This is a genomic window from Telluria sp. Soil_C_11 (assembly GCF_057657395.1).
Genome location: NZ_JBDGIN010000004.1, coordinates 21,509 through 41,386, shown reverse-complemented (window position 1 = coordinate 41,386; position 19,878 = coordinate 21,509). Strand labels below are relative to the sequence as shown.

Here is a 19,878-nt window from a genome sequence, read left to right as displayed (position 1 = left end):
AAGTTTTCCATTTTCCACAAAGTTTTCCACAGTTTTCCACAGCTCACTGAACAAGGTCCGGTTTGGCCATCTGCATCTTACAAATCGCGCTCGATACCCCGCTCGACAGCGTGTTCGATTACCGCTGGGAATATGAGCCCGGCAGCGAGCCCATGGTCGGGCAGCTCGCGCTGGTCAACTTCGGGCGGCGCGAAGCCGTCGGCGTGATCGTTGCCATCAAGCACGAGACCGATGTCCCGCCGGACAAGCTCAAGGACGCACTGGCCGTGCGCAGCCAGCTGCCGCCGCTGTCGGACAAATGGCTGGCGCTGGCGCGTTTCGCCGCCGATTATTACCACCGCCCGCTCGGCGAGGTAGCGATGCCGGGCCTGCCGAAGAACCTGCGCCTGGGCAGCACGGTGGCGCTGGACCGCGCCCTCAAGAAGCTCGCCAAGCTCGAGGATGCCCACGACCCGGCTCCGGCCGCGATGCCGGTATTGAATGGCGCCCAGCAGCAGGCCGCCGACGCCATCGGCCAGGCCCGCGGCTTCACCCCGCTGCTGCTGTACGGCGTGACCGGCAGCGGCAAGACCGAGGTGTACCTGCAGGCCTGCGCCCAGGTGCTGGAACGGGAAAGCGAAGCGCAGATCCTGATCCTGGTCCCGGAAATCAACCTGACCCCGCAGCTGGAAGCGAACATCCGCGCACGCTTTCCGGGCGTGATGCTGGCGACCCTGCACAGCAGCCTGTCCGAAGGCGAGCGCATGCTGCACTGGCTGGCCGCGCACCAGGGCCGCGCGCGCATCGTGCTGGGCACCCGGCTGGCGATCCTGGCCTCGCTGCCGCACCTGAAGCTGATCGTGATCGACGAGGAGCACGACCCCTCCTATAAGCAGCAGGAAGGCCTGCGCTATTCGGCGCGCGACCTGGCCGTGTGGCGCGCGCACCAGCTGCAGATTCCGATCGTGCTGGGCTCGGCCACGCCCTCGCTGGAGAGCTGGCACCACGCGCAGACGGGCCGCTACCGCAAGCTGGAGCTGCGCGAGCGCGCCGTGCGCGACGCCGTGCTGCCGCGCGTAAAACTGGTCGACATGGAAAAGGACAAGCCGAAGGAGGGGCTGACCTCGGCCCTGATCGCGGCCCTGCGCCATCGCATGGAGCGCGGCGAACAGTCGCTGCTGTTCCTGAACCGGCGCGGCTATGCGCCGGTGCTGTCCTGCGACGCCTGCGGCTGGATCAGCAACTGCACCCGCTGCACCGCCTTCATGGTCCTGCACCGGCCCGAGCACCGGCTGCGCTGCCATCACTGTTCGCTGGAGCTGCGCATCCCGCATTCCTGCCCGACCTGCGGCAACATCGACCTGCAGCCGCTGGGACGCGGCACCCAGCGTATCGAGGAAGGCTTGCAGTCCCTGTTCCCGGAGGCGCGCGTGCTGCGCATCGACGCCGACTCGACGCGCCGCAAGGGCAGCGCCCAGGCCGCGTTCGACACCGTGCACCGCGGCGACGTGGATATCCTGATCGGCACGCAGATGGTCGCCAAGGGCCACGATTTCAAGAATTTGACGCTGGTGGGCGTGCTCAATCCCGATACGGCCCTGTTCTCGCAGGACTACCGCGCCAGCGAGCGCCTGTTCGCCCAGCTGATGCAGGTGGCCGGACGGGCCGGCCGGGCCGGACTCGAATCGGAAGTGCTGATCCAGTCGCGCTACTGCCAGCATCCGCTGTACGGCGCGGTGATGCGGCACGACTACGACCGCTTTGCCGGCTCCCTGCTCGAGGAACGCCACCAGGCCGCGCTGCCGCCGTACATGTACCAGGCCCTGCTGCGCGCCGAGGCGCCGGAGCTGGCCACCGCGATTGCCTTCCTGGAGCAGGCACGCGATGCGGTGCCGACCGACGCAGTGGTGCTCAACGACCCGATTCCGATGACCATGACCCGGGTGCACAATGTCGATCGTGCCCAGCTGCTGGTCGAGTCGAATTCGCGCCCGGCCCTGCAGGCGTTCCTGACCGTCTGGGTCGATGCGCTGCGCGCGATGAAGTCGCGGGTGCGCTGGTCGCTCGAGGTGGATCCGCTCGATATCTGATGGGATCTCCAAAATAGCGTATCGTCATGTCCGCGAACTACCGGGAGACAAGGATGCAAAAACTGAAGGTCGATGTCGCAGTGATCGGCGCCGGCACGGCGGGGCTGGTGGCCTACCGTTCCGCCAGGGCGCAGGGTGCGCGCACCGTCATGATCGAGGGCGGGCCCTACGGCACTACCTGCGCGCGCGTGGGCTGCATGCCCAGCAAGCTCCTGATCGCCGCCGCCGAGGCCGCGCACTTCATCGATGCCGCGCCCGGTTTCGGCGTGCATGCCGGAGAAAAGCGCATCGATGGCGTGGCCGTGATGGAACGCGTGCGGCGCGAGCGCGACCGTTTCGTCGGCTTCGTGCTGGAAGGCGTCGACAGCATCCCCGACGACGACAAGCTGCGCGGCCATGCGCGCTTCACCGGGCCGCATACGCTGACGGTCGGCGACCATACCGAGGTCGAGGCGGCGCGCATCGTGATCGCCACCGGCTCGACCCCGACCCGCCTGCCCAGGCTGGACAACGTCGGCCCGGGCATCATCACCAGCGACGACGTGTTCTACTGGCAGGACCTGCCGCGTTCGGTGGCCGTGATCGGCACCGGCGTGATCGGGCTGGAACTGGGCCAGGCCCTCACGCGCCTGGGCGTGCGCGTGAGCGTGTTCGCGCGCGGCGGCAGCGTGGCCCAGCTGAGCGATCCGGTGGTGCTGCGCAATGCCGCGCGCGTGCTGGCCGAGGAGATCGACCTGCACTTCCAGTCCGAGATCGCGGGCGCGGTGCAGGACGGCGACGAGGTGCTGCTCACCATCCGCCAGAACGGCGCCGAGCGCGCCATGCGCTTCCAGTACGTGCTGCAGGCGGCCGGGCGCACGCCGAACGTGTCCGGCATCGGCATCGAACACCTGGGGCTGGAACTCGGCGCGAACGGCGTGCCCCTGTTCGACAGCCGCACCATGCAGTGCGGGACCAGCCACGTGTTCATTGCCGGCGACGCCAACAACGAGCGCCCGGTGCTGCCGGAGGCGGCCGACCACGGCAAGATCGCCGGGGATAACGCCGGCCGCTACCCGGACATCCGCCCGGGCCTGCGCCGCGCCCCCCTGACCGCCGCCTTCACCGAGCCGAACATCGTCACCCTCGGCGCCAGCTACAAGCAGCTGTGCGCGCCGGGCAGGCCGAAGTTCGCGATCGGCCAGGTCTCGTTCGAGAACCAGGGCCGCAGCCGCGTCATGCTGCAGAATAAGGGGATGCTGAGGGTGTACGGCGAATACGGCACCGGCCGCTTCCTGGGTGCGGAAATGATCGCCCCGCGCGGCGAGCACCTCGGCCACCTGCTGTCCTGGGCCGTGCAATGCCGCCTGACGGTCGAGCAGATGCTGGAGATGCCGTTCTACCACCCGGTGGTCGAGGAGGGCGTGCGCACGGCGCTGCGCGACCTGGCGGCCAACCTCGCAAAGGGCGACAGCGACCTCGATCCGGACGAGGTCGAACCCGGTACGTAACGGTTTGGTAGGGTGGGCACACCGTGCCCACGCGTTACATCAATTCAGGTAGCTGGCGTCGAGTTTCCCTTCCGAAGCCAGCTGCCGCACGATCTTGATCGTATCGATATCGGCCTCCTGGTAGGCCGATTTCTTGAAATCCTCGTACATCCTGCCCATCTCGTCGGTCGCCGAGGCATTGCCGTCGTCGTACAGGAAGCGTACCCACATCACGCCTTCGCTCGGCGTCTCGATCGTCATGGTCATGCGCGAGGCCGCGATTTCCCCCTGCGCCGGGACTTCGTAGCGCACTTCCTGCAGCGGGGTCAGGTGCACGACGTCGTCGATCACCAGCTCGCCGTAGCGCAGGCGGCGCGCGAAGCTGCCGCTCTCGCGTTCGCCGAGCGTGCACTCGTCCAGGTGCGGCATGAACATCTTCGGGTCTTCGGCGCGCAGCACCAGGCCGCGCCACAGCTGTTCGCGGGTCATGGTGTCCGCGAGCGGGTTGAGCGGGTCGTTAATCTCGATCAGGTGTTCAAATTTCATGGTTCTCTATCTCGCTTGGGCAGCACTAAAGCGGTTATATGGTGGCGGATGGCGTGCTGACAAGCCACAACACAAGGTGATTTCGTGAAAATGATTTTAGCGTGAGCGGCCTGGCTTCGTTAAAATGCTGAGCTCAATGTTGAGCTCACCCCAGTGGCAGTCCTGCAATAAATATCCCCATGTCGACACCGAATTTCGGCCTCAACGGTCCGCAAAGCGAAGCCGTGCTCTACCTCGACGGTCCTTGCCTGGTGCTGGCTGGCGCCGGCTCGGGCAAGACCCGCGTGATCACCCAGAAGATCGCCTACATGATCGAGCATCGCGGCTACGATCCGCGCACGATCGCCGCGCTCACCTTCACCAACAAGGCCGCGCTGGAAATGCAGGAGCGGATCGGCAAGCTGCTCAAGCAGCCCAAGCAGGCCAAGCAGCTGACCGTGTCGACCTTCCACTCGCTGGGCGTCAAGATCCTGCGCCAGGAGGCGGCCGGCGTCGGCCTGAAGGACAAGTTCTCGATCATGGACAGCGACGACTGCTACACCGTGGTCTCGGACCTGGCCGTCACCACCGACAAGCAGGAGATCCGCCGCATCCAGAACGCGATCTCGCTGTGGAAGAATGGCCTGGTCGACCCGGAGGACGCGATCCGCGACGCGCGCGACGAGGACGAGGCCCAGGCCGGCCGCATCTACCGCAGCTACGTGGCGACCCTGCAGGCCTACCAGGCGGTCGACTTCGACGACCTGATCCGCCTGCCGGTGGAGCTGTTCCGCAACAACGAGCCGATCCGCGACCGCTGGCAGCGCCGTCTGCGCTACCTGCTGATGGACGAGTACCAGGACACCAACACCTGCCAGTACGAGCTGGTGAAGCTGCTGGTGACGGGCCTGGGCAAGAAGCCGATGTTCACGGCGGTGGGCGACGACGACCAGGCGATCTATGCCTGGCGCGGCGCCTCGGTCGAAAACCTGAAGACGCTGCAGACCGACTTCCCGGACCTGCGGGTCATCAAGCTCGAGCAGAATTACCGCTCGACCACGCGCATCCTGCAGGCGGCCAACGCCGTCATCGGCAACAACCCGAAGCTGTTCGAGAAGGCGCTGTGGTCGGAGCACGGCCTGGGCGAGCCGATCAAGGTGCTGGGCATGCCGAACGAGGAGACCGAGGCCGACCAGGTGGCGATGCTGATCTCGTCCGAGCGTTTCCAGCGCAAGAACAAATGGGCGGACTACGCGATCCTGTACCGCGGCAACCACCAGGCCCGCATCATCGAGCAGGCGCTGCGCAAGGAGCGCATTCCGTACACGATCTCGGGCGGCCAGAGCTTTTTCGACAAGGCCGAGATCAAGGACGTCATCGCCTACCTGCGCCTGATCGCCAACCAGGACGACGATCCGGCCTTCATCCGCGCCATCACGACCCCGAAGCGGGGCGTCGGCATGACCACCATCGAAGTGCTGGGCGAAGTCTCGAAGCAGTGGAACTGCTCGCTGTTCGAGGCCGCGTTCAAGGGCGGCCTCGAAGCCAGGCTGCAGGACCGCCAACTGATCCCGCTGCGCGAATTCTGCCACTGGATCAACGAGCTGGAAGACCGCGCCACCCGTCCGGGCCCGTCCGGCAGCGGAGACAACGCCGCCGAACTGCTCGACGACATGATGAAGGAGATCAACTACGAGCATTACCTGTACGAGAACTTCGACGACAAGGCGGCCCAGGCCAGGTGGCAGAACGTGCTCGAGTTCACCAACTGGCTGAAGGAACGCGGGCGTGGCGGACGCGACCGCGACGGCGAAGAGAAAAACCTGCTCGAGCTGACCCAGATGGTGGCCCTGATGTCCATGCTCGAAGGCCAGGACGAGGAGCACGACGCGGTGCGCATGTCGACCCTGCACGCATCGAAAGGCCTGGAATATCCGCATGTCTACCTGGTCGGCTGCGAAGAAGGCATCCTGCCGCACAAGGGCGATCCGGACGATCCGGTGGAGCGCATCGCCGCCCGCATCCAGGAAGAAAGGCGCCTGATGTACGTGGGCATTACGCGCGCCCAGCGCACCCTGCACATCACCTGGTGCAAGAAGCGCAAGCGCGCGGGAGAGCTGATGCACTGCGATCCCTCGCGCTTTATCAAGGAAATGGCGCTCGATATTGGCGATGCGCCGCCAAAAGAAGACGAAATTTTGAGCCCGAAAGCACGCCTGGCGAACCTCAAAGCCTTGCTGGCAACGCCGAAGGTCTGAGAATAGATGAGCTCATGTTGCCGCTTGTTGACGACAAATTAAGCGGAGTAGGCGTTTATTGGGCATTCGTTATCGTTCGTTGCGTGTAAGCCTCGATGATCTGGCAAGAGGTGCGCACGATTGAAACACGCATTTGACTTCAGCTGTTGAGCGCGAAATACTTTCCTCAAGTGACTTGATCACGCTCAATTTATTGAAGTCAATCGCATGGCTAACGTATCCGACATCACTACCACTCCGCTTTCCGGTCTGAACCACATCGATGCATTGCTCGATAGCGGCCCGGACTGGAATTACCGGACGCCAGCCGGGAATACCCTGTATTACACGTTCTCCGTCACGTCGGGGAACGAAGCGGGGCAGACCGGCCAGGAAGGGTTCACGCTCGCCCAGCAGGTGGCCACGCGCACGGCGTTCGATTACATCTCGAAACTGACCGGGATCCAGTTCGTGGAGACCGTGAATGGCACCGACGCGCAGATCCACCTGTGCAACGTCAACCTGCAGGGTTCCAATGTCACCGGGCTCTGCAGCTGGTACAGCAACTATTCCTACTCGGGATCCCAGCTGGTCAGCTATGACGCCGATGCCTATGTCTATCTCGACAATGTGGAGTGGTTCGGGCAGAACCACAGCCTGAACCCCGGCGGATACGGTTACGAAACCCTGCTGCACGAACTCGGCCATGCGCTCGGCCTGAAGCACCCCTTCGACGACAGCATCCACCTGCCCGCGTCGCAGGACAACACCAGCAATACCCTGATGTCGTACACCGATTCTGGCGGTCCGCACGCGGCCTATAGCCAGTACGACATCGCCGCCCTCAACTGGCTGTATGGCGGCGACGGTCTTGGTGGCGCATTGGGCATCAATTCGACAACCGGAGCCCGGTATATCACGGGTACAAGCGGCGCGGATACCCTGACGGGTACGGCCGCCAACGACAGGCTAGAAGGCGATGGAGGCAATGACATGATTGACGGAGGAGATGGACTGGATACCGCCGTGTTCCGCGGTCCGATGAGCAACTACACCTTTGCCACGCTGGCGAATGGCGACCTGGTCGCGACCAGCAAGGATGGCATCGACGGCGTCGACACGCTGCGCTCGATCGAAATCCTGCAGTTCCAGGACATGAGCGTGCGCCGTGCGGACGTCGCACAGCCCGACACCACGGCGCCGGCCCAGCCGACCCTGGTGGTGACCATGAACGCGAACGGCTACACGACCGGCAATACCCCGCTCGTGAGCGGCAAGGCCGAAGCCGGCTCGACCGTCAAGGTGTACAACACTACCGGCAACCAGCTGGTCGGAACGGCCACGGCCGATGCCAACGGGCTCTGGACCACCAAGCTCAATGCCTACGCGGACGGCCAGAATTATTCGGTCTACGCCAATGCGACCGATGCGGCAGGCAACGTCTCCGTGGCCAGCGCAGCGTCGACTTTCAAGGTCGATTCCACGCCGCCCGTGCTCCCGACCTACAACATGGCCTATACCGCAGGCAGCAACCTGGCCACGTTCACCGGCACCGGCGAAGCCGGCACGACCATCGAACTGGTGCGCAGCGGCGACCTGCAGACGGTCGCACGCACGACGGTCGGCGGCGATGGCAGCTGGCACCTGACGACCTCGCCGCTGCCCAACGGCACCTACACGATCAGCGTGGTGTCGCTCGACCTGGCGGACAACAGCACCAGTGCCGCGAATCGCCCGAGCTTCACCGTCAACAGCGCGGCGAACATCACCGGCACTGGCGGCAATGACGTGCTGCATCCCGGCGCAGGCAGCAATGGCGTCGACGGCGGGGCTGGGGTCGATACCGCCATCTATGCCGGTTCGCGCAGCAACTTCACGGTCGCCCAGGAAGCCTGGGGCTTCGGTGTCACCGACAAGGCCGGCGGCGGCGGCCACGATGCCCTGATCAACGTCGAGCGCGTCAAGTTCGACGACGGTTCGCTGGCGCTGGACGTCGAAGGCGCGGCAGGCCAGGTCTTCCGCCTGTACTCGGCCGCCTTCGGCCGTCCTGCGGAAGCGGATGGCCTGGGTTACTGGATCTGGCGCATGGATACCGGTACCACCCAGGACCGGGTCGCGAAGGAATTCATGACCGGCCAGCCGGAATTCGACGCGCTGTATGGCGTCAACCCGACCGATGAAACCTTCGTCATGCAGCTCTACCATAACGTGCTGCACCGCGATCCTGACGCGGATGGCTTCCACTACTGGGTGAACGTCCTCCAGCAAGCTGCGAACAAGACTGACGCGCGTGCGCAGATGCTGATCGGCTTCAGCGACAGCCTCGAAAACCAGGCGCTGGTGATCGGCAGCCTGAAGCAGGGCCTGGAATACACGCCCTGGGCCTGATCGACGTCCAACAACACGCCGGCAGCCAGCCGGCGTTTTTCACGAGCCGCTGGCATAATGCGGCTCTTTTCATTTCAGGAACTGCCGTGAGCGACGAAGACCGTGTCATCGATATCGAAATCAAACTGGCCCACCAGGAAAACCTGGTCGAGTCGCTGAACCAGACCATTTATGAACAGGGGCGCCGCATCGACCAGCTGGAAACCATGGTCGCCAAGCTGGCCGAACACATCCGCGCGCTGCGCGATGCCGGGCAGGGGCCGCTGAACGAAAGACCGCCGCATTATTGATTCAATTTATTGCCGCCTTTTAAAAAGATTTTTCCAAATGTATTAGTCGCAATTTCATTATTTCTTTAATGGAAATCCATTTGCCCAAATGATTAAAAAAGTGGGATAAATGAATCAAATTGAAAAAATTTAATGTTTATTTGGATAAAAATTATTGTATTGTGTAGTTACCTCGCGGTATTATCGATAAGCACGTAAATACAATCGGATCCATTCATTTGATGGATAAATTGGTCGGCGAGGTCCACGTGAAAGTATCTGTTCCACACAGCAAAAAAATAACCGGATTGACTCCATGGGCGGAGCCGACGCCGACGCCGACGCGGCGCCGCGCCAACCCAGCGCAGCAGTTCGAGCTCGTCGCAGCCACCAGTGACGCTGAACGCTCCGACGTGCAAACGGCGTGGCGCAGCCTGCTGGAAACCTGCCGCAGTCCGGAAAAGCTGTACCAGCTCCCGGAATTCTTCCGCTACCTGGTGGATACGGCGGAAGCCGATGGAACAGCCTGCGACCTCCACCTCGTGCGCCGCCGCAGCGATGCCCGGATCGTCGGCATCGTGCCGGGACGCAGGATCACGCAGACCGTGAGCGTCCGTCTTGGCCCCCTGACCCTGTTCGAGCGCCAGGTTCCCGTCTACCAGGTGCTCGGCAGCGTTCCCTTGCTCGACGACAGCGAACCGGACCTTCCCGGATTCGTCTTCAGGAGCCTGCTGCAGAGCTATCCCGACTGCCGCGCGCTGCTGATGCAGGCGATGCCCGAAGAACTGGCGGGCAGCATCGGCGGTGACGGCCTGTCCCCCCACATCCTGAACGGCTGGCAACACTGCCATACCATGCCGCTGCCGGAGGACGTCGAGGGCTACCTGCAAAAGCTCAGCTCCAAGAAGCGCTACAACCTGTCGCGCCAGGTGCGGCTGCTGGCCAAGGAAGCGGGCGAGGTCCACCTGCTGCGGGTCGAGCAGGTGGACCAGGTCGCGGCGCTGGTGGACGGCATGCGCGCCCTGATGAGCGCCGAGGACCTCGCCGCCCAGCCATCGCAGGCAAAGCTGGAGAGCCTGGCCCGTCACGGCCTGCTGCATTCCTACCTGCTGCAATGCGATGGCCGGCCGGCGGCCCTGGTGCTGGGCACCCGCTCGAACGAGGTATGGCACGTGCACAAGATCTACTGCAAGCAGGAATACATGAGCTTCTCGGTCGGTACCAGCATCATTCACCTGGCCCTGCAGGATACGATCGCGCATTTCGGTTTCACCCATGCCGATTTCGGCTACGGCGCGCCGAACCAGGAATTCCGCGCCACCCACGTGCTGCAACGGCGCGGCAAAATGCTGCTATGCCGCCGTCCGGGCATCTCCAATTTCCTGTTCACGCTGCACGGCATCCAGGACCGGATGAACGAAGCCCTGATCGGCCGGGTCAAAGCAATCCGCAAGCAGTTGAGGGAACGCAGGAACACCACCAAGTAGTTGCATCTTGTCAATAAATCCAATAAGGTAGGGCGCTCGTTATTGGATAAGACAGGATGCAGGCATGGCCATCGACGAACCCGGGTTCTACGTCGTTTCGAAGCGCAAGCTGGCGATCCTGTTCCTGTCCACCTTCACGCTCTACATCCTGTACTGGTACTACAAGAACTGGGACCGCTACAAGGGCAGGCACCCGGAAGCCTCGCGCTTCGGCAGCACCGTCTCTCCGGCGCCGCGCGCCGCGTTCTGGATGTTTTTCACGCACGCACTGTTCCGGAAGATCAAAGCCTACGGCCGCGACCAGCCGGCAATCGCACGCTGGCGCAGCGACTGGCACGCCACCGTCCTGGTCGCGCTGCTGCTGCTGGCGAACTTCGTCGACGTCCTGATCGGCGGCACTGCCGGCGATATCGCGTCATTCGCCAGCATGTTCATCCTGCTGCTGCCTTTCCTGAAGGCGCAGGAAAAGATCAACCTCAGCTGCGGGGATCCGGAAGGGAAGGGCAATGACCGGCTGTCGAAGGCGAATTGGGCCTGGGTGCTTGCGGGCGGGGTGTTGTGGGTGCTCGTCATTGCCGGGGTTGTCATGCCGGGCGTTCTATGACTGAACAGGAAGGGGGCTATCTTGCCGATGATTCCCGGGCCTTTGGCCGCGGTAACTTACGCAACGATCAAGGTCGTCGGATATGCCGGCTTCGCCTGTGTTCTTAACCGGGTGCTGGACCGGAATGTCGGTATATGGAAATTTGGCTTTGCCAAAACCGGCATCGGCCTGGCCTGTGGATTGGCATATTTCTTCGCCATGATGGCGATCGCCGACAGCAGTTCGCTCTCGGAAGCTCAGATGTATGCTGGCGTACTGCCGATCCGGTTGGCAATCTGGGCCCTGGTGCTGGCGCTGTTCTATGGCTATCGCGAGCGGCGGGGGCTGGTCATGGCGGCGCTGTTTGCAGGCGTGCTGTGGTCTTATGTGCTGGATGGGGCGATGGCGGTGTTTTATCACGTGCCCGGGATGGCGATGGCGATTTGCTAGTGCGGCTGGACGACGAATGAAGGCATCCGCTTTTCAATACTTGCGAACACTGATGAAATCAGGCCTGCTCTTCCTTGCTTGTGGAGCGATCTCGCAAGCGAATGCTGAGGCCCCGGCTACCGAAAATGGGGGCTGGTTCTCACCGCATGGGAATGGTTCATTTTCAGCGGCCGCCAGGAATGCATGTGGCGGTGCGACGGTCACACCGGCCGATGCGGTAATCCGGTCCCCGAATGGCAAGAGAAAAATCGTGGTGCGCATCACAGAAGATGGGGCAAGGGCTTTTGCTGTTGATGAGACGGGGAAAAAGTTTCCGATCCCGACAGAAGGATGGCCCTGCCCGGAGATCGGCTGGTCGCCCGCATCGGACACTTTTTTCGTCAACCATAGCGATGGCGGTGCTGTCGGTACCTACCACATTGTCGTGTACCGGCTGTCCAAAGGCAGGCTCACGGAAATTCGACTTGCGCCGGGGCTTCGCCTGGATGTTCTGGATCGATACCCCAAGTGCTTCAGCCCCGAGGAGCCGAATATGCTGGGCATTGCATGGGCCAGCGATGCGACGAGACTGCTCGTCGCCGCGCAGGTGCTTCCCCATTCAAATTGCGACAACATGGGAACTTTCGGGCTTTATGAACTGGCCATCCCTAGCGGGACGATGATCCGGAGGTTTTCCCAGGACGAGGCGAAAACATTGTTCCATGACCTGCTCGGTCCCGAGCTTCACGCGGCTGACGACGGCTGTTTTTCCAAACCCGGTTCATGTTCGATACCGATGCTGCATGGGCCGAAAAACGGGCAATGATCCATTCAGGCTCTCGACCGTACAGCGCCGATAGTCATCACACCGCTTATGCTACAGTGTGTTTCTTGCTCCACCGTATAGAGCCTCCTGTACCGCCAATCATCATTTCTCGTAAAAATCATGAGTAATAACACCCCTGATCCGGAATTCTGGAATCGCGTCAACGCTCTCATCAACCTGTCGAACGACCAGTGCGATTCGGCCGATCCAAGCGTAGTCGGCGCATCGACCATGTACGCCGCAACGCGCTTCAATGCCTTCATCGTTGCGCGCGCCACGGGCAACTCGCAGAACATGAAGCTTGAAAAGGAGCGGGCGCTGGAATATTTCACCGATCAATTCCGCAAAATGATGACCGATAATCTCGACGATTTTGCCGAGAATTTCGAGAAATATATCGGGCCGGGCTCGAAATAATCCTGAAAAGTTGGTGTGTCGGCAGCTATTGAAACAAGCTCCCGCATGTAAAGTGCTTTATCGCTTTAACAATAGCTGGCTCTTCCATGTATAAGCAACATACTTTTCACCAACTAGACGTTTTCACTGACACACCTTACAAGGGCAATCCCCTTGCCGTGGTACACGATGCGCATGACCTCAGTGATGAGCAGATGGCCTCGTTCGCTCGGTGGACCAATCTTTCCGAAACCACTTTCCTGTTATCACCAGCTGATCCGGCTGCCGATTATCGTGTTCGAATATTCACGCCGGGGGGCGAGCTTCCTTTTGCCGGACACCCTACCTTGGGCAGCTGCGCAGCCTGGCTCAAGGCCGGTGGTGTATCTCGTCAAAGTGACATGATCATTCAGGAATGTGGCGTCGGACTGGTTCGTATTCGGCGCAGCGACACACGGCTCGCATTTGCGGCACCGCCTTTGCGCCGAAGCGGACCGCTTGACTCCACTTCGCTACAGCAAATCAAGCAGGCGATCCGGCTGAACGATGATGACATCGTGGCCCATCAGTGGGTCGACAATGGCCCTGGATGGTGCGCGGTCATGCTGCGCTCGGCCGAGCAGGTCCTGGCTGTTCAGCCGGACTTCGCAGCCTTGGGCGATATCAGGATAGGCATTGCGGCACCCCAATCGGCTGGGGCAGATACCGATTATGAAGTTCGGGTTTTCGTGCCGTCGCTTGGTGTGCCGGAAGACCCTGTGACAGGCAGCCTGAACGCGGGGCTCGCACAATGGCTCATCGGTACGGGAAATGTCGGGGATAACTATGTGGTAAAGCAGGGAACTGTTCTGGGACGTGCAGGAAAGGTTTTTATCGAGCGTATCGGTGACGATATCTGGGTTGGCGGGGAAGTCGTCGATTGTATTGCGGGCACGGTCGAATTTCCTGGTTAAAACGGAGGTGGCGATGGCCAAAAAATGGCTGGGGCGCTTCAGCAACGGCGTCATCGTTATCATCACCGTCATGATGCTGGAGCTCAGAGTCCCGCACGGCGCGGACTTCCGCGTGCTGGTCCCACTGTGGCCGGTGTTCATGAGCTACGTGCTCAGCTTCATCTACGTCGGTATCTACTGGAACAAGCTCCAGTATGGAAGTTACCCATCAATGAAGCTGGAATTCAGTCCTTCCCTAACTGAGGGGGAACGGTAATGGTCATATTCGAATCCGAAGATGAACTGTTGCGCGAACTGCGTAAGCATGACGATCTCGTAGAAAAGTGTGTTCAGGGTCAGTTAGGCTTCTGGGATTTTTGCGAACAGTACAACGATTTTTATGCCTACTACGCACTCGACGGACATGAGTCCGATGACGAAGAGATGGCACTGCTGGAAAAGTACGGAGATCGCATCGAACTGCACCGTGTTATTGCATGGGATATCTTAGGTAAAGTTTGTAGCGACGATGATGCGAAGCGTGACGTTTATCAGCAAGCTGGTCGATTCGGATCTGCTGAAGCGTTTGCTCGGTTGCGAACGTTAGTGGCATCGACCAACCGGAAAAACGCGCAAGGAATCCGCACGAATGGGTAAAAACCGACTAGAAGCCTTCAGCGACGGCGTCATCGCCATCATCATCACCATCATGGTGCTGGAACTCAAAGTCCCGCACGGCGCCGATTTCAAGGTCCTGCTGCCGCTGTGGCCCGTCTTCATGAGCTACGTGCTCAGCTTCATCTACGTCGGGATTTATTGGAACAAGCTCCAGTATGGAAGTTACCCATCAATGAAGCTGGAATTCAGTCCTTCCCTAACTGAGGGGGAACGGTAATGGTCATATTCGAATCCGAAGATGAACTGTTGCGCGAACTGCGTAAGCATGACGATCTCGTAGAAAAGTGTGTTCAGGGTCAGTTAGGCTTCTGGGATTTTTGCGAACAGTACAACGATTTTTATGCCTACTACGCACTCGACGGACATGAGTCCGATGACGAAGAGATGGCACTGCTGGAAAAGTACGGAGATCGCATCGAACTGCACCGTGTTATTGCATGGGATATCTTAGGTAAAGTTTGTAGCGACGATGATGCGAAGCGTGACGTTTATCAGCAAGCTGGTCGATTCGGATCTGCTGAAGCGCTTGCTCGGTTGCGAACGTTAGTGGCATCGACCAACCGGAAAAACGCGCAAGGAATCCGCACGAATGGGTAAAAACCGACTAGAAGCCTTCAGCGACGGCGTCATCGCCATCATCATCACCATCATGGTGCTGGAACTCAAAGTCCCGCACGACCCAGATTTCCGCGCGCTGATCCCGTTGTGGCCGGTGTTCATGAGCTACGTGCTCAGTTTCATTTACGTCGGGATTTATTGGAACAAGCTCCAGTATGTAAGTTACCTATCAAATAGTTGTGCCGTAGTGGCTGCCGGGAAAAATCCAGCCGTACGTCTTCATTAACATGCTGTCGTCATTCACTGTTGATTCGCCGATATAAGGTTGAGTGCCAATGAGAAGTTTGCTTCTTCGGCTTCGGGACACTTTAGGGCTTGAGCTCGTTGAGCAAAAATATGCTTGGCTACTCTATATTCGAAAACCCTGCGGGCTGCAGTTCGTCATCACAGTTCCGGCTCAGGTGTTAGAGTGGTTTATCGAAGCGAGAGATGATTCAGGGACGATCTGGAAAGATTGGGCCGACTATTATCCAATTGACGAAGAGAGTCGAGAAGAGCGTCTGGCCGATATGCGCTGCGACATAGAGCGGTGCGCTACTACTTTAGCAGGTGCACAAATTCGGGTTACACAGGATGTAAAAAGCGGAAAAATTATTGAGCTGAAGATAGGCGACTGCTGGGAGAAAACCGAGCTTACGCGGATTCTTGCCTGGCCAGACGACCATTCTGGTTAGTCATCGGTTTGGAACGAGGTCTGATCCGCATACTTACGAGACCAAACTGAATGGGCAAAAGCTGCCTTGAAGCTTTCAGCGACGGCGTCATCGCCACATCATCGCGATCATGGTGCTGGAACTGAAACCGCGGCACGGCGCCGATTTCCGCGCGCTGATTCCGCTGTGGCCGACATTCATGAGCTACGTGCTCAGCTTCATTTACGTAGGAATTTATTGGAACAAGCTCCAGTATGTAAGTCACCCACAAGAGACCGCCTTCTCACCTGCTATCATTTCAACAATGCAACGAACGTAAGGTAGTATTGAAGCTTCACATAACTTGTCGGTTGAACATGAACTTAGCAGAAATCTTGACAATAGCTGCTACAGCGATAAGCCCGCTTATTGCGGTCCAAGTAACGCGATACCTTGATGACCGAAATGAGGAGCGGGGGCGCAAGTTGCAAGTGTTCAAGACGCTAATGGCAACACGTGCTTACAGCCTTGCACCTGCGCACGTAGAAGCCTTGAACCGGATCGATTTGGAATTCTCTTCACGCAAGCGGAAAGAGAAGGCAGTGGTCGAAGTGTGGCAACAGTACCTTGACCATCTCGGTACTCCACAGGTTGACGGCCATGCATGGGCGATACGTAGAACTGATCTGCTCGTTGACCTTCTTTACGCGATGGGTCAATCCCTTGGTTATGACTTCAACAAGACCCAGATCAAGAACGGAACTTACATGCCGACAGCACACGGCCAGACAGAGGAAGAGCAAGACCGTGTGCGCCGTCTTGTACTCGAAGTCCTTGAAGGCAGACGTGACTTACCGATGCGAATAATGAACATTCCGGCAGGCTCACCTGCGTCTGAGCAGCAGCCGGGGTAACGGCAACATCAAGAACAGGACACCGATGGGTAAAAATCGGCTTGAAGCCTTCAGTGACGGCGTTATTGCCATCATCATCACCATCATGGTGCTCGAACTGAAGGTTCCACATGGGGCGGACTTCGCGGTTCTGCTGCCGCTCTGGCCTGTCTTCATGAGCTACGTCCTCAGCTTCATTTACGTTGGAATTTATTGGAATAACCACCACCATCTGATCCACGCTGTACAGGAAGTCAGCGGTGGCGTGCTCTGGGCGAATCTGCACCTGTTGTTCTGGCTGTCCCTCATTCCGTTCGTTACCGCATGGATGGGCGAGAACCATTTCGAGACCGGCCCTACCGCTGCCTACGGTTTCGTGTTGTTCATGTGTGCTTCAGCGTATGCACTCCTGGCACGTGTGCTAATCGCTAACCACCCCAAGAACTCCACGTTGGCTGAAGCACTGGGCGACGACCGCAAGGGCAAGATTTCCGTCATCCTTTACCTCGCCGGTATTGTTCTGTCGTGGTTTGCCGCGTGGCTGGGATTCGTGGCTTACATCGCCGTAGCTGTGATGTGGCTGATTCCTGATCGCAGAATTGAAGAAAAGGTCATCGAAGAGATCGAAGCGGAAGAACAGGCCGAGAACAACCGAAACTGACGACCACGCCAACGTTAGCCCACCCTTGGTCTATCTGGACGAATAGAGAAACAGTGTCCTGCTAAGTAATTCCCCCCGTTTTGCTGTAATGGTGCTTAAAAATTAGGCGGATTGGTTGTCGATCTCCGGCGTTAGCCGACATGGGCAGTGCATCGTTCATGAGATGCCCCTAGAAATCGTTTGCAGGGCTTCTGGGGGCTTTTCGCTGCCACCATGTGGGATTGGTGCTTCATCCTTCGATGATTGATTCTAGGCGCTCTAATCGCTTGATTGTCGAGCTTGTGGGGCGCTACGTGTGGGTAGTTGATCGGCACGAAAGGTCATGTTATTATCGCTGTGGACAAGAGTTCGGGTTATGTCACGCCTGAGCGATTTACAATCAAGTTCCGTGGAACTGTTCAACCGCTGGAAACCCGCATCCCTAGTGCGTTTCCGCTGATTCCCGTTGTACTGGTAGCCTCGCTGCTCCAGAGGGAACGATCTCCGTTACTGTGGTATTGAAGTAGTAAGCATGAGTTATGCACTACAGCAGGTACGGTATCGGCTAACGATTTGAACAGTTCTTGTACTACCGGGTAGCCCCATCCTACCCACACCATCATCCACTAACAAACAGTCATCATTCGTTCCGTCAAGGAGCCAAGGAGAGCTATTACCTGCAAGAAAGGAAACACAACATGCCGAAGGCAACAATTGAATACCCTACTACCGTCGTCAACGCGAAGAACAACGGTGGTTATCATCCCTTGGGCAAACGAGCCTACCGCAACGCGGTCAAGATGATCTACGACTGCTTGTTCACTTACGGGGAGCCTCGGCTTTACCATTTGTGTTTTCAAGGTCAGACCAACAAGGCACACAAGGCCATGCTACATGCGCTCGTGCTGAAGATCGACCGGGCAGGTGTGCCTTGTGAGTGGTTCTCTGCACGTGAGACCGATTCGGAGAAAGGGGAGCATCTGCACGTTTTCATGCTCATCGACTCCGGCGAAGTGCAAGCGCAGAGCATCCTGAACGGCTTTGAAGATCAGTTCCTCGGTCGTGAGTGCCTGAAGCGGGGTATCCTGCTACACATCAACGAGCCGAGAAACGAGATTCACGGGAACAACCGATACGCAGCCCTTCCGTACTTCGGTGAGGGCAACCGAGCAACTGAACTGGGTTTTGCACGACTGGCAGATGCGCTGATCTGGCTGACATACATCTACAAAGCTCGTGGCAAGCCCGATGTAGAGGACAAGAAGAAGTACGGTCAAATCTTCTCTCGTTCACGTCCTAACCGACAAAGGAAGGTTGACCGTGATGTAACGCGAGCGGAAGTCAGCCGTGCCAGACCGCTACCCGAAGTACACGATCTTGCGCACCAACTAGTCCAGAGTGGCATTTCTGCAATGATGGACTCGGTACGACTTCGGCAGCACGGCTAACGCAGTGTTTTATCCGCAGCAGCTACGGTTCTCTTGAATGGGTGGGCATTTAACCGTCCCGAACGAGCAGAAAACGCAGCAGTCTCCAGCTTTCGGCCGCAGCAACACTTTACAGTTGCTGCACTCGTAATAGAACTGGCAGGAGTCGGTCGGCATCACCTCCTGCTGTGCGTGGCCGCAGTGAGGACAGGTCAGGGTTGATTCCAGTACAACGGCGTTCATCCGGTACTCACTTGTGCAGGGTTGATGGGAAGCCAGCGTTCGTAGTGGCGCTGGTCAGTGCTGCAACCTTCGCCTTATCGGCGTCGAATGTCACGGTAGCAGTCTTGGTTTCGTAGTCAACCAGAACCTTCCGCACGCCAGTCACCTTCTCCAGCGCCTTCTTCACCGTGATGGGGCAGGTGCCACATGACATGTTCGCTACGTCGAGCGTAACGGTTTGCACAGTAGCAGCGCCAGCAGCAAGCGGCAGCGCGATAACGAGGCTCAAGAGCAGTTTTTTCATCGGAGTACCTTTTAGTAAAAGAAGGGTGCAACCATCGGTACGGCCAGCAGGCCGAGCAGCAGCACAGCAACGACCCAGAACGTAACCCGCTGTCGCTTGCGGATTGCCGGGTTAGCGCAAGCGGTGCCAACCTCGCATGACGCTGGGGTCAGGTAGAGCTTGCGGAAGGCGAGACCGAGGAACAGCAGCGTCAGCGCCATGAACACAGGACGGAACGGTTCCATTATGCTAAGACTTCCGATCCACGAGCCACTGATACCAAGGGCAAGCAGAACAAGCGGTCCAACGCAACATACCGATGCTCCGACAGCAGCTAATACGCTTGCTACCAGTGAGCCTTTCTCCGTCAGTGCCATGTTCGATCCTTGTGCCATTATGCGAAGTGGTAGTCTACAAGCCGTACCTGAGTACGGAGTCAAGGAAAATACATGGGAACTGAACTGACAATCGGCCAGTTAGCCACTGCTGCCGGGGTGAACGTGGAGACGATCCGCTACTACCAACGTCTCGGACTGCTGGACGAGCCAGTGAAGCCAACCGGAGGCCATCGCCGATACCCTGCTGAACAGGCGAAGCGACTACGCTTCATCAAACGCGCACAGGCTCTTGGTTTCACGCTGAACGAGGTAGCGGCCCTGCTTACGCTGGAGCAGGCCAATGCTTGCACCGAAACACGCGACTTGGCGTTGCGCAAGCGGGAACTGATCGAGGGGAAGATCAGAGACCTTGAGCAGATGCATCTCGCTCTGGGCCAACTCGTTCAACAGTGCGACGTTGGACGGCATGGTGCTGCTTGCCCGATCATTGATGTATTAGCCGGCCAGTAAGCAAGCGCCAGAGTCAACCGTTCAACA

At 59.2% G+C, this 19,878-nt stretch carries 23 protein-coding genes and 3 pseudogenes; 22 read left to right on the top strand and 4 right to left on the bottom strand.

The annotated features are described in order from the left end of the window. The first annotated feature begins 62 nt into the window (after positions 1-62). The gene (locus tag AC3A6M_RS08170) at positions 63-2,069 is read left to right on the top strand and encodes a primosomal protein N' (RefSeq protein WP_487852226.1); all 2,007 of its coding nucleotides are present in this window, start codon (positions 63-65) and stop codon (positions 2,067-2,069) included. A gap of 53 nt (positions 2,070-2,122) precedes the next feature. Then, positions 2,123-3,559: a dihydrolipoyl dehydrogenase gene (locus tag AC3A6M_RS08165; RefSeq protein WP_487852225.1), complete on the top strand. Its 1,437-nt coding sequence runs from the start codon at positions 2,123-2,125 to the stop codon at positions 3,557-3,559. Between the two features lie 39 nt (positions 3,560-3,598). Here the strand turns inward: AC3A6M_RS08165 and AC3A6M_RS08160 are convergent, their stop codons facing one another. Further along, the gene (locus AC3A6M_RS08160; protein ID WP_487852224.1) at positions 3,599-4,084 is read right to left on the bottom strand and encodes an SRPBCC family protein; all 486 of its coding nucleotides are present in this window, start codon (positions 4,082-4,084) and stop codon (positions 3,599-3,601) included. A gap of 179 nt (positions 4,085-4,263) precedes the next feature. Between AC3A6M_RS08160 and AC3A6M_RS08155 the strand changes: the two genes are divergently transcribed. The 19 genes and pseudogenes from AC3A6M_RS08155 to AC3A6M_RS08065 all read left to right on the top strand — a co-directional run bounded on the left by AC3A6M_RS08155 (position 4,264) and on the right by AC3A6M_RS08065 (position 18,519). After that, on the top strand, positions 4,264-6,321 hold the full coding sequence (locus AC3A6M_RS08155; protein ID WP_487852223.1) for a UvrD-helicase domain-containing protein: 2,058 nt from the start codon (positions 4,264-4,266) through the stop codon (positions 6,319-6,321). Positions 6,322-6,528: 207 nt separating this feature from the next. Next, positions 6,529-8,688: a DUF4214 domain-containing protein gene (locus tag AC3A6M_RS08150; RefSeq protein WP_487852222.1), complete on the top strand. Its 2,160-nt coding sequence runs from the start codon at positions 6,529-6,531 to the stop codon at positions 8,686-8,688. A gap of 86 nt (positions 8,689-8,774) precedes the next feature. Then, entirely contained in the window at positions 8,775-8,978 is a 204-nt protein-coding gene (locus AC3A6M_RS08145) for a SlyX family protein (protein ID WP_487852221.1), read from the top strand. 287 nt (positions 8,979-9,265) lie between these two features. Continuing rightward, the gene (locus AC3A6M_RS08140) at positions 9,266-10,444 is read left to right on the top strand and encodes a GNAT family N-acetyltransferase (RefSeq protein WP_487852220.1); all 1,179 of its coding nucleotides are present in this window, start codon (positions 9,266-9,268) and stop codon (positions 10,442-10,444) included. A gap of 64 nt (positions 10,445-10,508) precedes the next feature. Continuing rightward, on the top strand, positions 10,509-11,048 hold the full coding sequence (locus tag AC3A6M_RS08135; protein WP_487852219.1) for a hypothetical protein: 540 nt from the start codon (positions 10,509-10,511) through the stop codon (positions 11,046-11,048). Between the two features lie 21 nt (positions 11,049-11,069). Then, positions 11,070-11,477 carry a hypothetical protein gene (locus AC3A6M_RS08130; RefSeq protein WP_487852218.1) on the top strand — a complete coding sequence of 136 codons (408 nt, stop codon included), beginning with the start codon at positions 11,070-11,072 and terminating at the stop codon, positions 11,475-11,477. Between the two features lie 16 nt (positions 11,478-11,493). Beyond that, positions 11,494-12,282, top strand: coding sequence for a hypothetical protein (locus tag AC3A6M_RS08125; protein ID WP_487852217.1), 789 nt, complete (start codon positions 11,494-11,496; stop codon positions 12,280-12,282). Between the two features lie 120 nt (positions 12,283-12,402). After that, a complete protein-coding gene (locus AC3A6M_RS08120; protein ID WP_487852216.1) occupies positions 12,403-12,699 on the top strand; it encodes a DUF3144 domain-containing protein in 297 nt (98 codons plus the stop codon). A gap of 86 nt (positions 12,700-12,785) precedes the next feature. Then, entirely contained in the window at positions 12,786-13,631 is an 846-nt protein-coding gene (locus tag AC3A6M_RS08115) for a PhzF family phenazine biosynthesis protein (RefSeq protein ID WP_487852215.1), read from the top strand. A gap of 13 nt (positions 13,632-13,644) precedes the next feature. Further along, a complete protein-coding gene (locus AC3A6M_RS08110; protein WP_487852214.1) occupies positions 13,645-13,887 on the top strand; it encodes a TMEM175 family protein in 243 nt (80 codons plus the stop codon). Beyond that, positions 13,887-14,267: a hypothetical protein gene (locus AC3A6M_RS08105; protein WP_487852213.1), complete on the top strand. Its 381-nt coding sequence runs from the start codon at positions 13,887-13,889 to the stop codon at positions 14,265-14,267. Before AC3A6M_RS08110 ends, AC3A6M_RS08105 begins: the two co-directional genes overlap by 1 nt. Further along, positions 14,260-14,433: pseudogene (locus AC3A6M_RS08100) on the top strand (TMEM175 family protein); the annotation flags it as partial. The gene AC3A6M_RS08105 and the pseudogene AC3A6M_RS08100, both read left to right, overlap by 8 nt. A gap of 71 nt (positions 14,434-14,504) precedes the next feature. Further along, positions 14,505-14,885, top strand: a complete 381-nt coding sequence (locus AC3A6M_RS08095) for a hypothetical protein (RefSeq protein ID WP_487852212.1) — start codon at positions 14,505-14,507, stop codon at positions 14,883-14,885. Continuing rightward, positions 14,878-15,075 (top strand): annotated as a pseudogene (locus tag AC3A6M_RS08090) (TMEM175 family protein); the annotation flags it as partial. The gene AC3A6M_RS08095 and the pseudogene AC3A6M_RS08090, both read left to right, overlap by 8 nt. Positions 15,076-15,181: 106 nt before the next feature. Next, complete coding sequence (locus AC3A6M_RS08085) at positions 15,182-15,580, top strand: hypothetical protein (RefSeq protein ID WP_487852211.1); 399 nt, start codon at positions 15,182-15,184, stop codon at positions 15,578-15,580. 50 nt (positions 15,581-15,630) lie between these two features. Beyond that, positions 15,631-15,824: pseudogene (locus AC3A6M_RS08080) on the top strand (TMEM175 family protein); the annotation flags it as partial. Between the two features lie 91 nt (positions 15,825-15,915). Continuing rightward, positions 15,916-16,452 carry a DUF6680 family protein gene (locus AC3A6M_RS08075; protein WP_487852210.1) on the top strand — a complete coding sequence of 179 codons (537 nt, stop codon included), beginning with the start codon at positions 15,916-15,918 and terminating at the stop codon, positions 16,450-16,452. Between the two features lie 25 nt (positions 16,453-16,477). After that, positions 16,478-17,092, top strand: coding sequence for a TMEM175 family protein (locus AC3A6M_RS08070; RefSeq protein ID WP_487852209.1), 615 nt, complete (start codon positions 16,478-16,480; stop codon positions 17,090-17,092). A 677-nt stretch (positions 17,093-17,769) separates the two neighbouring features. Then, the gene (locus AC3A6M_RS08065) at positions 17,770-18,519 is read left to right on the top strand and encodes a hypothetical protein (protein WP_487852208.1); all 750 of its coding nucleotides are present in this window, start codon (positions 17,770-17,772) and stop codon (positions 18,517-18,519) included. A 9-nt stretch (positions 18,520-18,528) separates the two neighbouring features. Here AC3A6M_RS08065 and AC3A6M_RS08060 read toward each other — a convergent pair whose 3' ends face one another. From AC3A6M_RS08060 to AC3A6M_RS08050, 3 genes are read right to left on the bottom strand one after another with little or no spacing between them, the layout of a single operon-like run. After that, positions 18,529-18,741 carry a GDCCVxC domain-containing (seleno)protein gene (locus tag AC3A6M_RS08060; RefSeq protein ID WP_487852207.1) on the bottom strand — a complete coding sequence of 71 codons (213 nt, stop codon included), beginning with the start codon at positions 18,739-18,741 and terminating at the stop codon, positions 18,529-18,531. Between the two features lie 7 nt (positions 18,742-18,748). Further along, the gene (gene merP, locus AC3A6M_RS08055) at positions 18,749-19,024 is read right to left on the bottom strand and encodes a mercury resistance system periplasmic binding protein MerP (RefSeq protein WP_487852206.1); all 276 of its coding nucleotides are present in this window, start codon (positions 19,022-19,024) and stop codon (positions 18,749-18,751) included. Between the two features lie 11 nt (positions 19,025-19,035). After that, positions 19,036-19,380: a mercuric transporter MerT family protein gene (locus tag AC3A6M_RS08050; RefSeq protein ID WP_487852205.1), complete on the bottom strand. Its 345-nt coding sequence runs from the start codon at positions 19,378-19,380 to the stop codon at positions 19,036-19,038. 72 nt (positions 19,381-19,452) lie between these two features. Between AC3A6M_RS08050 and merR the strand changes: the two genes are divergently transcribed. Next, complete coding sequence (gene merR, locus AC3A6M_RS08045; RefSeq protein ID WP_487852204.1) at positions 19,453-19,851, top strand: mercury resistance transcriptional regulator MerR; 399 nt, start codon at positions 19,453-19,455, stop codon at positions 19,849-19,851. Positions 19,852-19,878 lie beyond the last annotated feature (27 nt).

Bases quoted from the DNA above. Each gene is read 5' to 3' on its own strand.
- AC3A6M_RS08110 (WP_487852214.1), top strand. From the start codon at position 13,645: ATGGCCAAAAAATGGCTGGGGCGCTTCAGCAACGGCGTCATCGTTATC.
- AC3A6M_RS08160 (WP_487852224.1), bottom strand. From the start codon at position 4,084: ATGAAATTTGAACACCTGATCGAGATTAACGACCCGCTCAACCCGCTC.
- AC3A6M_RS08120 (WP_487852216.1), top strand. From the start codon at position 12,403: ATGAGTAATAACACCCCTGATCCGGAATTCTGGAATCGCGTCAACGCT.
- AC3A6M_RS08065 (WP_487852208.1), top strand. From the start codon at position 17,770: ATGCCGAAGGCAACAATTGAATACCCTACTACCGTCGTCAACGCGAAG.
- AC3A6M_RS08075 (WP_487852210.1), top strand. From the start codon at position 15,916: ATGAACTTAGCAGAAATCTTGACAATAGCTGCTACAGCGATAAGCCCG.
- AC3A6M_RS08060 (WP_487852207.1), bottom strand. From the start codon at position 18,741: ATGAACGCCGTTGTACTGGAATCAACCCTGACCTGTCCTCACTGCGGC.
- AC3A6M_RS08155 (WP_487852223.1), top strand. From the start codon at position 4,264: ATGTCGACACCGAATTTCGGCCTCAACGGTCCGCAAAGCGAAGCCGTG.
- AC3A6M_RS08050 (WP_487852205.1), bottom strand. From the start codon at position 19,380: ATGGCACTGACGGAGAAAGGCTCACTGGTAGCAAGCGTATTAGCTGCT.
- AC3A6M_RS08125 (WP_487852217.1), top strand. From the start codon at position 11,494: ATGAAGGCATCCGCTTTTCAATACTTGCGAACACTGATGAAATCAGGC.
- AC3A6M_RS08150 (WP_487852222.1), top strand. From the start codon at position 6,529: ATGGCTAACGTATCCGACATCACTACCACTCCGCTTTCCGGTCTGAAC.
- AC3A6M_RS08095 (WP_487852212.1), top strand. From the start codon at position 14,505: ATGGTCATATTCGAATCCGAAGATGAACTGTTGCGCGAACTGCGTAAG.
- merP (WP_487852206.1), bottom strand. From the start codon at position 19,024: ATGAAAAAACTGCTCTTGAGCCTCGTTATCGCGCTGCCGCTTGCTGCT.
- AC3A6M_RS08070 (WP_487852209.1), top strand. From the start codon at position 16,478: ATGGGTAAAAATCGGCTTGAAGCCTTCAGTGACGGCGTTATTGCCATC.
- AC3A6M_RS08105 (WP_487852213.1), top strand. From the start codon at position 13,887: ATGGTCATATTCGAATCCGAAGATGAACTGTTGCGCGAACTGCGTAAG.
- AC3A6M_RS08135 (WP_487852219.1), top strand. From the start codon at position 10,509: ATGGCCATCGACGAACCCGGGTTCTACGTCGTTTCGAAGCGCAAGCTG.
- merR (WP_487852204.1), top strand. From the start codon at position 19,453: ATGGGAACTGAACTGACAATCGGCCAGTTAGCCACTGCTGCCGGGGTG.
- AC3A6M_RS08085 (WP_487852211.1), top strand. From the start codon at position 15,182: ATGAGAAGTTTGCTTCTTCGGCTTCGGGACACTTTAGGGCTTGAGCTC.
- AC3A6M_RS08165 (WP_487852225.1), top strand. From the start codon at position 2,123: ATGCAAAAACTGAAGGTCGATGTCGCAGTGATCGGCGCCGGCACGGCG.
- AC3A6M_RS08115 (WP_487852215.1), top strand. From the start codon at position 12,786: ATGTATAAGCAACATACTTTTCACCAACTAGACGTTTTCACTGACACA.